Annotated in this window: 7 protein-coding genes and 1 rRNA gene; all 8 read right to left on the bottom strand. The window is 36.2% G+C overall.

Going from position 1 to position 15,501, the window contains the following annotated elements; translation table 11 throughout:
• Positions 1 to 41: 41 nt before the first annotated feature.
• Positions 42 to 1,544, bottom strand: a 16S ribosomal RNA gene (locus BN2665_RS06925).
• A 722-nt stretch (positions 1,545 to 2,266) separates the two neighbouring features.
• On the bottom strand, positions 2,267 to 3,694 hold the full coding sequence (glgA, locus tag BN2665_RS06920; RefSeq protein ID WP_055666362.1) for a glycogen synthase GlgA: 1,428 nt from the start codon (positions 3,692 to 3,694) through the stop codon (positions 2,267 to 2,269).
• Positions 3,695 to 3,770: 76 nt separating this feature from the next.
• The gene (locus BN2665_RS06915; RefSeq protein WP_055666361.1) at positions 3,771 to 6,122 is read right to left on the bottom strand and encodes a bifunctional diguanylate cyclase/phosphodiesterase; all 2,352 of its coding nucleotides are present in this window, start codon (positions 6,120 to 6,122) and stop codon (positions 3,771 to 3,773) included.
• Positions 6,123 to 6,432: 310 nt separating this feature from the next.
• Entirely contained in the window at positions 6,433 to 7,542 is a 1,110-nt protein-coding gene (gene glgD, locus BN2665_RS06910) for a glucose-1-phosphate adenylyltransferase subunit GlgD (protein ID WP_055666360.1), read from the bottom strand.
• A gap of 30 nt (positions 7,543 to 7,572) precedes the next feature.
• A complete protein-coding gene (locus tag BN2665_RS06905; RefSeq protein ID WP_055666359.1) occupies positions 7,573 to 8,718 on the bottom strand; it encodes a glucose-1-phosphate adenylyltransferase in 1,146 nt (381 codons plus the stop codon).
• 324 nt (positions 8,719 to 9,042) lie between these two features.
• Complete coding sequence (locus BN2665_RS06900; RefSeq protein WP_055666358.1) at positions 9,043 to 10,875, bottom strand: alpha-amylase family glycosyl hydrolase; 1,833 nt, start codon at positions 10,873 to 10,875, stop codon at positions 9,043 to 9,045.
• Positions 10,876 to 11,154: 279 nt separating this feature from the next.
• The gene (ltrA, locus tag BN2665_RS06895) at positions 11,155 to 12,447 is read right to left on the bottom strand and encodes a group II intron reverse transcriptase/maturase (RefSeq protein WP_055666357.1); all 1,293 of its coding nucleotides are present in this window, start codon (positions 12,445 to 12,447) and stop codon (positions 11,155 to 11,157) included.
• 582 nt (positions 12,448 to 13,029) lie between these two features.
• Entirely contained in the window at positions 13,030 to 15,465 is a 2,436-nt protein-coding gene (locus tag BN2665_RS06890) for a glycogen/starch/alpha-glucan phosphorylase (protein WP_055666356.1), read from the bottom strand.
• Positions 15,466 to 15,501 lie beyond the last annotated feature (36 nt).

Below are 15,501 nucleotides of genomic sequence, written 5' to 3'. Positions count from 1 at the left end.
CTTGTATCATATAGGTTATCCCTATATGTTCGACTCCTTAGAAAGGAGGTGATCCAGCCGCAGGTTCTCCTACGGCTACCTTGTTACGACTTCACCCCAATCGCTGACCCTACCTTAGGCCGCTGCCTCCTTACGGTTAGCTCACGGACTTTGGGTATTGCCAACTCTCATGGTGTGACGGGCGGTGTGTACAAGGCCCGGGAACGTATTCACCGCGACATGCTGATTCGCGATTACTAGCAACTCCGGCTTCATGTAGGCGAGTTTCAGCCTACAATCCGAACTGGGACCAGTTTTTGAGTTTTGCTCCACCTTGCGGTCTCGCTTCTCTCTGTACTGGCCATTGTAGCACGTGTGTAGCCCTAGACATAAGGGGCATGATGATTTGACGTCATCCCCACCTTCCTCCCGGTTAACCCGGGCAGTCTCGCTAGAGTGCTCAACTTAAAGGTAGCAACTAACAAGAAGGGTTGCGCTCGTTGCGGGACTTAACCCAACATCCCCCGACACGAGCTGACGACAACCATGCACCACCTGTCTTCCTGTCCCGAAGGACTTCCCCCATTACGGGTAATTCAGGAGATGTCAAGTCTAGGTAAGGTTCTTCGCGTTGCTTCGAATTAAACCACATGCTCCGCTGCTTGTGCGGGCCCCCGTCAATTCCTTTGAGTTTTAATCTTGCGACCGTACTCCCCAGGCGGGGTACTTATTGTGTTAACGGCGGCACGGAAGGGGTCGATACCTCCCACACCTAGTACCCATCGTTTACGGCGTGGACTACCAGGGTATCTAATCCTGTTTGCTCCCCACGCTTTCATGCCTCAGCGTCAGTTACGGTCCAGAGAGTCGCCTTCGCCACTGGTGTTCTTCCTAATCTCTACGCATTTCACCGCTACACTAGGAATTCCACTCTCCTCTCCCGCACTCTAGACTTCCAGTTTGGAATGCAGCACCCAAGTTGAGCCCGGGTATTTCACATCCCACTTAAAAATCCGCCTACGCATCCTTTACGCCCAGTAAATCCGGACAACGCTTGCCACCTACGTATTACCGCGGCTGCTGGCACGTAGTTAGCCGTGGCTTCCTCCTCAGGTACCGTCATTATCGTCCCTGAAGACAGAGCTTTACAACCCGAAGGCCTTCATCACTCACGCGGCGTTGCTGCATCAGGCTTTCGCCCATTGTGCAATATTCCCCACTGCTGCCTCCCGTAGGAGTCTGGACCGTGTCTCAGTTCCAATGTGGCCGATCAACACATCAGGTCGGCTACTCTTCGTCCCCTTCATCACCCTTTACTTCACCAACTAGCTAATGCGCCGCGGGCCCATCTCATAGCGGATTACTCCTTTGATTGCTCTACCATGCGATAAAGCAATGTTATGCGGTATTAATCCTCCTTTCGGAGGGCTATCCCCCACTATGAGGTAGGTTGCCCACGTGTTACTCACCCGTCCGCCGCTAGAGACCGAAGTCTCTCGCTCGACTTGCATGTGTTAGGCACGCCGCCAGCGTTCGTCCTGAGCCAGGATCAAACTCTCAATTTAAAAATTTAAGTTTGATTGCTCATTTTGCTACGTTATTGCTTCACATTACGTCGTCAGCGTCGTCGCTGTGGTGCTCATGTATATCAAATACACTCTGCTCCTCGCTCCTAGCTTCCTAGTACTGTTTTGCACTAACTTCGCAATTTACTTTAGTCTTATGATTTCTCATAAAGAATTGCTGGTTTCATGTTTATTTTCCTCTGTTTAATTTTCAAAGACCATGTCGCTTCATCTGAGCGACTTCTATATCTTATCATTTAAGTTTTTTCTTGTCAACAAGTTTTTTTAGATTTTTTTAATCTTTTTTAACTTGTTATTTTATCAGTGTGCTTAAATGATTCGTTTCAGTGTCGCTTGCTTCAGGCGACTTCTATATATTATCACGGGTTATAATGTACAAAGTGTCTCTAATATATCATTTTTAAAAACTATTTTGATGCTTCTCTTTTTTTCTTTATATTCCTCAATAATTCGCAGAATGATACACTAGGAAGTGTATATAGGAAATCATCCTAATCTCATCATAAATAATACTTCTATTTACTTATCTTTCTGCTTTACCCGTAATATGCTTTATCTCTATTTTTATAACCCTAGTATGGTCCTTTGAATTTTGAATATATTTCTTCCCTTGCTCCATAAGCAATTATTTATCTTTTTTATCATTTTCTTAAATATTTAAATTACTATTCCTTTCGCAGTGCTCAAGACACAAAAATACATTAAATTAAACTCTCATATAACTTTTTATACTCTTGCGCCGGCTTCTCCCAACTGCTATTGACTTCCATCACTCTACCTACCAATTTTTCAAACTTGGTTCTATCTCCAAATATTCTCAAGGCTCTATTTATTGTATCCATCAGTTCTACAGCATCGTAATTTTCAAAGACGAATCCATTTCCTCTGTGGGTATAGACATCATAGTCCTTTACTGTGTCTTTTAAGCCTCCAGTTTTTCTTACAATTGGCAACGCTCCATATCTCATGGCTATTAATTGGGTAAGTCCGCAGGCTTCACTCCTTGAAGGTACTAATATAAAATCAGAAGCAGCATATATTCTTTGAGCTAGCTCATGATTAAACCCTATGTTCAAACCTAATTTTTTAGGATATTTCTTATTATAATACTTAAACATCTTTTCATAGCTTTCATAACCAGTACCATTGACTATTAGTTGAATATTCATAGCCATAATCTTTTCCATGTTATCCTCTATAAGGTCTAACCCCTTTTGATCTGTGAGTCTGCTTACAATACCAAGCAAAGGTATATTGGAATCCTCTTCTAGGCTCATTTCCTTTTGAAGCTTAGTTTTGTTTTGCTCTTTCTTATAAAAATCCTCTAAACCATAATTATCAAATATGAACTTATCCGTTTTCGGGTTATATGCTTCATAATCTATGCCATTTACTATACCCTTTAGATTCTTTTTTCTCTTTTTTAAAATACCCTCTAGTCCCCAGGAGTATTCCGCTCTTAATATTTCTTCTCCATAGCTCTTGCTTACAGTGGTTACGTAATCCGCAAGAGCAATGGCGGACTTCATAAAAGATATTCCCTCATAGTGCTTTAGACAGTTATCATTAAAATAAGCCTCTTCTTCTATTCCAAGCATCCAAAATGTATCTTTACCAAAGTTGCCCTGGTAAGCTATGTTATGAATAGTGAATATGGTTTTTAGCTTATTGTATAATGGAATGTTTCTATAAAAAGCTTTAATAAACAATATCACTAATGCGCTATGCCAATCATTACAATGTATGATATCAGGTTGAAAATCCTCTAAATATTTTACGCTCTCTGCTACAGCCTTACTAAAAAGTACAAATCTTTCATTATCATCTATATGCCCATAACATTTATCCCTGTTAAAATAATATTCATTTTCAATAAAATAGAAGGGAATCCCCTGTTCTTCCCCCTGCCATAAGCTGCAATTTACCGTTTTCCATCCTATGTAAGTTTTAAAATCACTTACCTTTTTAAAAGCCCCCCTATATTTATTGTTAATTTTATATTTAGGCATTATTATTCTTATGTCTATTCCAGTCTCTCTTAATGCTTTAGGTAATGCATAGGACACATCTCCTAACCCCCCTACCTTCATGAAGGGATAGGCTTCTGCAGTAACGAATAATACTTTCATAGCAACCTCCTGAGAACTCTTATAATAGGGCTAAGAGGAGCCATTAATTTAAGCTCCTCTTTTAAATATTTCTAATTTACCCCTCTGTATTCTGATAATTTTCACGTAGCTTTAACCAGTCCTCTATGCTTTCAGCATTAATAGGCTTACTTATAAGATAGCCTTGGATTTTATCACAGCCATTTTGATGTAAATATTCAAACTGTTCTTGTGTTTCCACTCCCTCTGCTGTAGTTCTTAGTCTAATAGATTTTGCCATATTTATAATAGTAGTAACTATAGTTTTTGCATTATCGTCATAGAGAATATCAGTTATAAAAGAGCGATCAATCTTTAATGTATCTATAGGAAAGCGAGTTATATATGCTAAGGACGAATAACCTGTTCCAAAATCATCAATGGCAATGCGTACCCCCATTTTCTTTAACTCTCTCATCTTCTTTAACTTTTCTTCAACATTATTCATTGCATTGGATTCAGTAATTTCAAGCTCTAGATATTCTGGTGCCAAACCTGTTTCCATTAAAATTTCTTGAACCATTTCAATGAAATTGCTTTGTTCAAACTGAAGAGGAGACACATTTACTGATACCACAAAAGGTTCATAACCATTCTTTTGCCAGGCTATATTTTGCTTGCAGGCAGTATATAGAACCCACTTACCAATGGCATTTATTAAACCGCTCTGTTCTGCTATCGCAATGAGAGTCATAGCAGAAACATTTCCATACCTTTCATTGTTCCATCTTAAAAGGGCTTCCACTGCTAAAATCTTACCATTAGCTACATCTACAATAGGCTGATATACCAAATTAAGTCCATCATGATCTAAAGCATTATATAAATTATGTTCAATCCTTTGCTCTTCCTTAATAGATTCATTTATATCTAAATTATAAAACTGATAGCTGTTTCCTCCGGTCTTTTTAACCTTCAATTTAGCAATGGTAGCCTGGTGAATTACCTCCTCTATAGATGCTTTAGAGGAGTCAAAAACACTAACTCCTATACTGGTTTTAAGAATAAATTCATGTTCCCTAACAGTTCTTTCACCAGTGGATTTCTTCCAAAGATCATAAATTCTATCCTCTGCAGCTTTAATATCCTTTTCCCAAAGCAATAATATAAATTCATCTCCAAAAAATCTTCCTAAACATTCCTCTTTGCGGATGTCTTTAAGAAATTGATTTGCTAGCTCTTTAAGCACTTCGTTGCCTAATTCGTAACTTCCGATGCTATTAATCTTCTTGAAATCATCTATAGAAATAACTGCTAAAAAGCTTTTTCCTTCTTTTTTTTCTAACTCCTTCAGCTTATAGGGAGCTTCTATAGAAAAACCATTATAATTATAAAGACCTGTAATAATATCCCTATAAGTTAAATTCTTAATTTGATTCAGCATCTGATTAAAGCTTTTCGCTGCTGAACCTACTTCATTTTGTATCCTTTCATCTGCCCTAACCTGGAGTTGTCCATTAGCAGCTTTTTCAAATACCTCCTTGAGCTTTAGTATAGGTGTTGATATGCTCTTAGAATATACAAAGGAAAATATCACTATTAAAATTAATCCAAAAATAATAGCATAAATAATAGCATTTCTTACTCCCACTACTTCTGAATAAACTTCTCTTTCTGAAATAGATATTATAAAGGTCCAGCCGGGAGAATCTTTAATCTTCTTAAAAAGAGCCAGCATGTTTTGCCCATTTTTATCCTTATACTTTATAGTACCGGTCTCGTCCTTTAGTACCTTTTCTAAATCATTATTATCTCCTGCAATAAAATCACGTATATTTTTCCTCAAAGGAATCTTTGAGTCCGGATGAGCTACAATCATTCCTTCTTCATTTACAATCCAGCCATAACCAGTTTCTTTTAAATCTATTCCCCTTACAATGCGATTTAAAAATTCCACTTCAACAACTATATTAACTAGTCCTATGGTTTCCCCATTATTTTTTACTGCATGGGAAATAGTTGTAATCGGTGTATTCTCATCTAAATATGGACTAATGAAAGGCTGAGATATATAATAATCTTGTTTTTCTACAAATATTTTTTCATACTGCTCTTGATTAGAGATGTCGATTTCCACACCAGTGGTTCTAAGGGCCTTACCATCCTTTTTTGCCACTGTCATATTTTTATGTTTTCCCTCTAAAACCAAATTAGGTAGATATTCCTTAATGTAGTTTATATCCATGGTTTTTATGATTGGAGATTGTGAAACTATTTTTATCTGATCGATAAACCCCGTTAATTCCTTACTTACCTCATCTGCTCTAGCCTTTGCAATCTCTCTATATTCCTTCTCTATTTGCTGAGGCATCCCATTCAATCTTTCATAGGCAAAGAAACCTAGCGCTGAAAAAACAACGACAGCACCTAGCATTAAGTAAACAAGCATTTGCATCCTGATTGATTTCATAAGCATCCATCCTTCGGTCTCTAAGAACCCAAATTTATCTTCATTCGTTACTGAGTTTAGTACTAGACTATATGTATATAATATATCGAATCAAAAGCATCAATCTTTTATAGCATATGAGGTTGGAAAATATAAGATTTTATTGCAATTTATATTTAGATTGGATTTTAAAATTAATAGTGGTGTTTTATACATTATATAATTTTGGAAACAACACAGTCAATAAGGTTACTTCTATGATTAATATTAAAAATCAGGTAATGATAGATTAAAGTTATCTGCTCTATTACCTGACTTTTAAAATTTTTACTTAAAGATTTCTTTCTCTTTCTATCACTAAGGGAATATCCTTATCTCCCTTAAGCTCCTTATCCCCTTCGATTTTTACATATTTATCTGTTATTATATTAGATAACTTTGCATTAGGCCCAATTTCACAGTTCTGAAGAATTATACAATCCTTTAATACTGCCCCCTTTGCGATATGAACTTTTCTTGAAATAACACAGTTTTCTACATAACCTTCTATAACACAACCGCTAGCCACTATAGAATTCACTACATGACTATCATTAGTGTACTTCGTTGGACTTTCATCCTTTGTTTTTGTGTAAATAGGAGACTGGTCAAAGAAAATTTCTTTATTAACTCTTGGATTTAAGAAATCCATATTTGCTTTATAGTAAGAATACAGAGAATTAACACATTTTAAATAACCTACGAAGTCATATGCTCCTACACTATATCTATCTAATGAAGAATAGATAGCTTTTTTAAGCTTTCTACATCTTCCAGTTCTCACACAATCATATACAATTTCCATAAACAATTCTTTTTTCATTACATAGGTTTCCATACAGATATTTGCTTCTTTATAGGTTCCTATGTTCTCACCCACACTAGCTATTCTATCACCATTATAAATATTCAAAACATCACATTTATAAAAACTTCTGTCAGCATCATTTACTTTTTTATAAACAATAGTTATATCATTTTCTGAATCCTCATGATATTTTGCTAACTTATGATAATCTATATTACATATCATATAGGAAGGTGCCACTATAACATACTGCTGTCTGCTATAAGTGAAATACTCCATGTTGTTTGAAAAATTATGAATATCATCATATACTGGATCATTTTCTGAAAAGTTAAATACCCTTAAACCTTCTATCTTTCTATTTAGATCCCATGGCCTTCCATTGCTTAAATGATCCATTAAGGATCTAGAGTTCATCTTTGTAAATATTCCTATATTATCTATACCAGCATTGGTCATATTTGATAATATAAAATCAATAATTCTATATCTCCCTGCTATAGGCACTGATGCTAAAGGTCTATGCCTTGTTAATTCTCTTATTCTATCTTCATTTTCATCTAGGTTGATAATACCCATATAGTTTTTTAACATAACCCTTCCTCCATTCCTGTGCTTCCGCTTCTACTCTATAGTAGAACCAGATTTTATTTCCTGACCAGCACCTACCACCGTAACCTTACTGCCATCACCGATGACACATTCTTTTCTTATGATTACATCGCTTCCTATAATGGCATTATTTATGATAACATTATCCCCTATTTTAGTATTAGGCATAATAACAGAGTTCTCTACTTTACTATTCTTTCCAATATATACTCCTGAGAATATGACAGAATTTCTAAGCTCTCCAAAAACAGCACATCCGTCTACTACTAAGGAACCTTTTACCAAAGCATTAGGTCCTATGTATTGAGCTGGTCTTACAGGATTTACAGAATAAACCTTCCAGTGACTATCATGAATATTAAGCTCATTATCCTCTCGTATAAGATCCATATTGGCTTCCCAAAGGCTTTCTATGGTACCTACGTCCTTCCAATAGCCTTTAAAGGGGTAAGCATACATTCTTTTTCCTTCATTCAGCATTTTAGGAATTATATTTTTACCAAAATCATTACTAGAATCCTTGTCGTTTTCATCTTCTTTTAAAAACTTTTTGAGCACCTTCCAATTAAAGATATATATTCCCATAGAAGCTTTATTGCTTTTAGGTAGCTTTGGCTTTTCATCGAATTCATAGATTGATAGGTCTTCTTTGGTGTTCATAATACCGAATCTACTAGCTTCCTTTAAGGGTATCTCTATAACTGCAATAGTAGCATCCGCCTCTTTTTTCTTATGATAATCCAGCATTTCGCTATAATCCATCTTATATATGTGGTCTCCGGATAATATAAGCACATACTCTGGATCATAATTATCTATAAAAGGCATGTTTTGATAAATAGCGTTAGCAGTACCTTTATACCAATTGCCACCCTTTTCTTCTTGATAGGGAGGTAATATAAACACCCCTCCATCTCTTCTGTCAAGATCCCAAGGGCTTCCTATACCGATATGAGAGTTTAGCTCTAAAGGCTGATATTGTGTTAATACCCCTACAGTATGAATACCTGAATTAGAGCAATTGCTTAGGGTGAAATCAATTATCCTATATCTTCCGCCAAAGGGTACAGCAGGCTTGGCCAATTTCTTAGTCAGTACTCCAAGTCTAGAGCCTTGGCCTCCTGCAAGGATCATAGCTACTATTTCTTTCTTAGACATTTTTATCTCCCCGTTTCTATAGGTATTTTTATAGTGCAGTATAAAAATTAAATTTATTCAATATTCTGAATAATGTTGTTTGTTACATTATAACAATTCCTCTTAGAAATATAAATAATTTCTTTATAAATCAAGGCTTCGCTGCACAATAATTAATATTAAGCATCTCCCAAAAATAACTAGTCAGTCTACTCGTCTATTTTGCGTAATACTGCGTCCACTATTAATGGAACCGGTGTCCTTCTTCACATCTTTGACTAGTTATTTTTTTACAATGCCTTATTGCACAGCAAAAGCTATTATAGACTATCTTTACTTTTTCTATTAGCTGTGAGTCTTAATAAGTTTCAAAATTTTCACCTGCAAGGGTGTCAGTCTCATAGTACACAGCTCTTCTGTTACATTAAATTCCTCTTTAGTAATCAATTCCTCATATTTTCCCTTTTGAAGGTTTATATTAAAATCAGTTTCTCTTTCTTCCCTATTTATGAAAACTGCTAAGAGCTCTTTGTTGTACCTACGAATAAAGCAAAGAAGATTTTCATTAAGCTCTAGAAAGGTTATATCTCCTTTTTTAAGCACCTCTAAGCTCCTTCTGTAGGAAGAAATTTTCTTATACCAATTTAGTATATCCTGATTTTCTCTTCCCCAAGGGTAGGCTTTTCTATTCTCTGGGTCCTTACCTCCTATTAGTCCCGCCTCATCTCCGTAATATATGAGAGGCACTCCGGGAAGACACATTTGAATAGCTGTAGCAAGCTTTAAAAGCCTTACGCCTCTTTCTTCCTGTCCAAGCTTAGTTAAAATCCTCTCTGTGTCGTGGGTTCCCAAAAGATTCATAGCTCCATAAAAGCTTTCTTCTGGGTAATTTTCTTTGAGGCTCATGAATCTTTTTTTGAATATATCTGAGCTTATATTGCCCAGTAAAAATTCTATTATCATGTCCCTAAAAGGATAATTGGTAGCAGAATCTAACTCCTCTCCAAAAACATATCTTCTTCTATACTCATAGCTTACTTTATTTGAGGCATCTTCCCACACTTCTCCTATTAGCACAGAATCCTCGTTAACTTCCTTCATTCTGCTCTTTATCATAGCTATGAACTCATCTGGAAGCTCATCGGCTACATCCAATCTCCAACCAGAAGCTCCAGCCTTCATCCACTTGCTTATAACAGAATCCTCATCTTTTATTATAAAATCCACATAGCTTTCTTCTAACTCCTCCACATTGGGATGGTTATCAATGCCCCACCAGCATTCATATTTATGTGGATATTCACTAAATCTGTACCATTTATAATATGAGGATTCTTTAGATTCATAGGCTCCGAGGCTTGCATAATTTCCGTACCTGTTGAAGTAGATGCTGTCGGAGCCTGTATGACTGAATACTCCATCTAATATTATCCTTATATCTAAATCCTTAGCCTTGTGGCAAAGCTCCTTAAATTTTTCTTCATCGCCGAACATTGGATCTATGGTTTTATAATCAGCTATATCGTATTTATGATTACTAGAAGCTTCAAATATGGGATTTAAATATATTACATTTACTCCTAAGGATTTAATATAGGGCAGTTTTTTTATGACTCCCTCTAAATTACCCCCAAAGAAATCCCACTTTGCTATTCTTCCTTCCTTAGTTCTCACATACATGGGCTCATCATACCAATCTCCATAGATAAAGCTATTCTTTTTAGGATTATTTACTACTCCATTTTCATTACCATTAAAAAATCTATCTACAAAGATTTGATATATAATGCCTTCCTTATACCAGGAGGGAGCTTTAAAATCTTTATATACTGTTATTTGATAGGGTTTAGGACTTTCAGTATATACCTTTCCTACTCCCCCTAACCCCTCTTCATTATTTCCATAGTACAAAGTTTCGCCATGATTTTTCAAAGTAAAGTAATAGTTAACTAGGCCAAGCTCCTCTAGGAAGATTTCTAAAGTATATAGGCCTATTCCCTGTACTTGCTGCTGTAAAGTCATTTGAAGGCTTCTCTTTTCCTGGTTAAACAAAGTTACATTTAATATAACTTCTTCACAAAAGTCAGCCTCAATACTGAGAGTTACCCTTGAGGCAGCTTTTACTGCCCCAAAGGGTGTTCTATATTTTAAATCTTGGGAATTGTGTACTGCATACATTTCAAATCCTCCGTTTCATCAATGCACAATGCACAGTTCACTTATTCAATGCACAATTCGCAGTTCACAATTCACAATTAAGGATATTTTTCTTAGCTGAGCTAAGAAAAATTAAAAGTTATTTTAATCGATTTTTTTCACAGAGTGAAAAAAATCTTCCTAAATTGTGCATTGGTAGAGTAAGTCGGTGGCTAATCGCCACCTTCTCCTCATCAAACCGTGCGTGCGATTTTCCCGCACACGGCTTTCCGACATTCTTCTTTCTAAGGCATTACGACTTTAATAAGCTAGTTTCTTTAGTCCCATTTCTTTGAGTTTATTTACTACCTCTTTAATCCATCTATGTCGAGGTCTGTTTTGTTTCTTGCTATTATACCAAATGGTAAATCTTTGTATGATATACCAGTCTATTTTACTCAGCTGTTTGTTTGGGTATTTTAATTTATAGTAGTTTCTAAGTCCTACTATTTTCCTATTTATTATTTTGACTAATTCATACATTTCTTTCTTTAGATTTGCTCTGTTTCCTAAAACCTCTTTTACTTTCTTCTTCATATTGTCCATTGCCTTTTTACAGGGTATTTGTATTGTGGTGTTATATCTTTGTCCTTTCCTGCTTTCTATTTGGCTACGTCTATGATGAAATCCTAGAAAGTCAAATCCTTCTTTACCGTCCCACATATTCACAAATCTTGTTTTCTCTAGATTTAACTCAAGTTCTAATCTCTCGAAAATTTTCTTTACTGCATTATATGCGTGGTATATTTCTTTCTTTGTTCTTGAGATAATAATAAAATCATCTGCAAATTTCACAAGTGTACCAAGGTGTTTATAGTATCTATCCCATACCGTATCAAAATAGTTCAGGTATATATTCGATAATAGTGGGCTTATGGATGCGCCTTGCGGCGACCCAATTTCACTTTCTTCATACCTGTCCCTTTCTACTACTCCTATTTTCAGCCATTTCCTTATGAGCTTCAATATTCGTCTATCTGATATTCGTTGTTCTACTAATATCATTAATTTATCGTGGTTTATGTTGTCGAAATATCCTTTGATATCAGCGTCAAGTACCCACCATCCTGAGTTATTGCATTTCTTTCTTATGATTTCTAATGCTTGATGTTGGTTCCTTTTAGGTCTGAAACCATAGGAATATTCCTTAAAATCTGCTTCAAATATAGGCTCGATAATTATTTTAGTAGCTGTTTGTACTATTCTATCCTTTATTATCGGTATTCCTAATGGTCTTTTCTTTCCATCTTTCTTGGGTATATATACTCTTTTAACTGGCTTAGGATTATGATGATTCTCTTTTAATTCTTGCTGTATTTCTTTGAGAAGCTTGCTCTCTCCATATTCTACAACATCATCAATATAGATTTCATCTATTCCTCCAATTCCCTTATTGGCTTTTACTTGTTTCCATGCTTTCATTAAGATATCTTCTCTATATACTTTGTCATATAGAGCATGAAACTTTCGTCTCTTATTAGTCTTGGCACTTAGATATAGTTTCCTCTGAAGTTTTCGAGCTTTGTCTATGGTGTTGTTAGCTTTCGCATTCACTCACTCTTACCTCCTTTGAAAACTTGAATGAAGCAGAGTTCCTTCCCTATATGCAGTTTTGTTGTCTGCATAATCTTTGGTACTATGAACTCCTCCGACTCCTTCTCTGCTGAATAACAATTTCGCTTTTAACTTATATGTTTTCATTTTACGGCTTTCGCCGTGCAGAGGAAGGCCTCTCCAGTTCCAAACCATACTTTAAATACATGTCGTTTTCCCTATACCGAAGGATTCTTCGATGGTGCTATCCAAGTTCTTCCCATCTTCCGTGGTCTTCGCCCCAATGCACTAGGCTCGACTTCCTCTTTGTCTACTTTCGTAGTCTATGCTTACGATACGGCAAAATTCACTTTATGTTACGACCTGTATTTTCGCTCGCACCTTCTCAGGTACTTCACCCTCACGCTTCATACCCAGTATTTCTACTACGCATGGTGATTGGCTACTAGGCTTCTTGGCAATTACCTTGACTGGACTTTCACCAGTTAGCATGGTTCAGCTTAGCTGGACGCACTGCATTGTGCATTGTGAATTGTGAATTAATTTAAATTGTGCAGTGAATTAAATTAAAGATATTAAACTCTACAGATTCTTGTACAAATACCCTGATCCCCAAATACCTGTAGCATACTCTTGAATAGTTCTATCGCTAGAGAAAATTCCAGAGTGAGCAATGTTTATGATGGACATAGATTGCCATTTAGAAAAATCTCTGTATAAGCTATCCACTCTATCCTGAGCCTTTAAATAGGAATCAAAGTCCTTTAGCACAAAAAATTCATCATTATAGGTTAATAAATGTTCATATATGGTTTTAAACTTTTCTCTATCATAAGAATAGCATCCATTTATTAAATCATTGGTGACCCTCTTTATTCTTTCATCTCCCTGACAGGTATTCCAAGCGGAGTAGCCGCCCTTTTGATAATAGTCAAGAACTTCTCTTTCCGTTAAGCCAAAAATAACTATATTGTCATCCCCAACCTCATCTCTTATCTCTATATTAGCTCCATCTAAGGTGGCAATGGTTATAGCCCCATTCATCATGAATTTCATGTTGCTGGTACCAGAAGCTTCCTTGGTGGTAGTGGATATTTGCTCACTTAGTTCTGCGGCGGGTATTATAGATTCTGCTAAGGACACCCTATAGTTTTCAAGAAATACCACCTTTAGTTTATCCTTTATTCTCTTATCATTATTTATCTTATCTCCTACTGCAGTTATTAGCTCTATGGTTTTTTTAGCTAGATAATAGCCTGGCGCCGCCTTGCCGGCGAAAATGAAGGTTCTTGGTACTATATTTAAGTCTGGATTTTCTGTAAGCCTATTATAAAGCTCCATTATCCTTAAGCAGTTTAGAGTCTGACGCTTATAGGCATGGATTCTCTTTACTTGTACATCAAATATGGAGTCAGGATTTATAGTTATCCCCTGCTGCTCCGCTATAATGTTAGCTAGATGGATTTTGTTATTTCTTTTTATCTCATATAGTTTTTGCTGTACTGCTTTATCCTCGGCGAACCTTTCGAAGTTCTCCATATCTGTGGGATGCTTTATCCAGCTTCTCCCTATGGTCTCTTTTAGCAGATTGGTTAGCTCTGGATTGGACTTTATAAGCCATCTCCTATGGGTTATTCCATTGGTTTTATTATTAAACTTATGAGGATACATATAATAGAAATTAGCCATCTCTTGCTTTTTGAGTATTTCAGTATGAAGCTTTGCTACTCCATTTACACTATGACTCCCTACCACAGCAAGATGTGCCATCTTCACATAGCCATCACTTATAATAGCCATCTTTGATATCTTATCCCATTGCCCTATATATCTGTTCCATAGGTCTTCGCAAAATCTTCTGTTTATCTCTTCAACAATCATATAGATTCTAGGAAGTAGCTTTTTAAACATGTCTATGGGCCATTTTTCTAGGGCTTCTGCTAATATGGTATGATTGGTATAGGATATGGTATTTATGGTTATTCTCCAAGCATCATCCCAGCCTATGCCTTCCTCATCCATCAGTATTCTCATAAGCTCTGGTATGGCTAAAACCGGATGGGTATCATTTATGTGTATAGCCATTTTTTCATCAAGATTTCTTATATCTATGCCCTGCTTCTTATGATGTTTTATAATGCTTTGAAGACCTGCTGAAACAAAGAAATATTGCTGCTTTAACCTCAACCTTTTACCCTCATAGAGACTATCATCTGGATATAGCACCTGAGAAATGGCCTCCACAGAGTTTTTATATTCTATAGCCTTTAAATAATCACCCCTATTAAAGGAAGAAAAATCAAATTCATTATTAACGGGTTCTGCGCTCCAAAGCCTCAAGGTATTCACTACATTATTTTCGTACCCTGCTACTGGAATATCATAAGGTACAGCTAGCACTGGATCATAATTCATATGAGTAAATTTTAATTCTCCATTTAAGGATTCTACTCTTACCTCTCCGCCAAATTTAACTATTTGAGCTTTATCTGGTTTCTTTATCTCCCACACATTTCCGTCTCTTAGCCAATTATCCGGCGCTTCCACTTGAGAGCCATTGATTATCTTTTGTTCAAAGAAGCCGTATTTATACCTTATACCGCAGCCATGACCGGGAATGTTTAGGGAAGCCATGGAATCTAAAAAGCAGGCTGCTAATCTTCCTAAGCCGCCATTACCTAGGCCTTGATCTTGCTCTAAATCCTCTAAGGTTTCTAGGTCTATGCCTAATTCATTTAGACCTTCCTTACAAGTGTCCCTGATACCTAAATTAAGAAGGGTGTTTCCCAAAAGTCTTCCTAATAAAAATTCCATAGAGAAATAGTAAACCTGCTTTTCTCCCGTCCTATTGTAACATTTGTTAGTACGTATCCATTTTTCTACTACATAATCTCTTATAAGGCTTCCAAGAGCCTCATATCTATTATTATCCGTTCCTTCTGAAAGGTCTTTGCCATGCATTTCTCTAAACTTTTCTATATAATCATGCTTAAAAGTTTTTTTATCAATTCTTAGCACAAAAATCCCTCCCTTTATATGAATGTTGCTTTATAT

This window comes from Desnuesiella massiliensis, from assembly GCF_001403615.1.
Classification (GTDB): domain Bacteria; phylum Bacillota; class Clostridia; order Clostridiales; family Clostridiaceae; genus Desnuesiella; species Desnuesiella massiliensis.
Note: the sequence above shows the minus strand (reverse complement) of the source record. Positions and strands in the feature narration are given on the sequence as shown.

Coding starts and splice junctions, on each gene's coding strand:
- glgA (WP_055666362.1), bottom strand. CDS start 3,694: ATGAAAGTATTATTCGTTACTGCAGAAGCCTATCCCTTCATGAAGGTA.
- BN2665_RS06915 (WP_055666361.1), bottom strand. CDS start 6,122: ATGAAATCAATCAGGATGCAAATGCTTGTTTACTTAATGCTAGGTGCT.
- glgD (WP_055666360.1), bottom strand. CDS start 7,542: ATGTTAAAAAACTATATGGGTATTATCAACCTAGATGAAAATGAAGAT.
- BN2665_RS06905 (WP_055666359.1), bottom strand. CDS start 8,718: ATGTCTAAGAAAGAAATAGTAGCTATGATCCTTGCAGGAGGCCAAGGC.
- BN2665_RS06900 (WP_055666358.1), bottom strand. CDS start 10,875: ATGTATGCAGTACACAATTCCCAAGATTTAAAATATAGAACACCCTTT.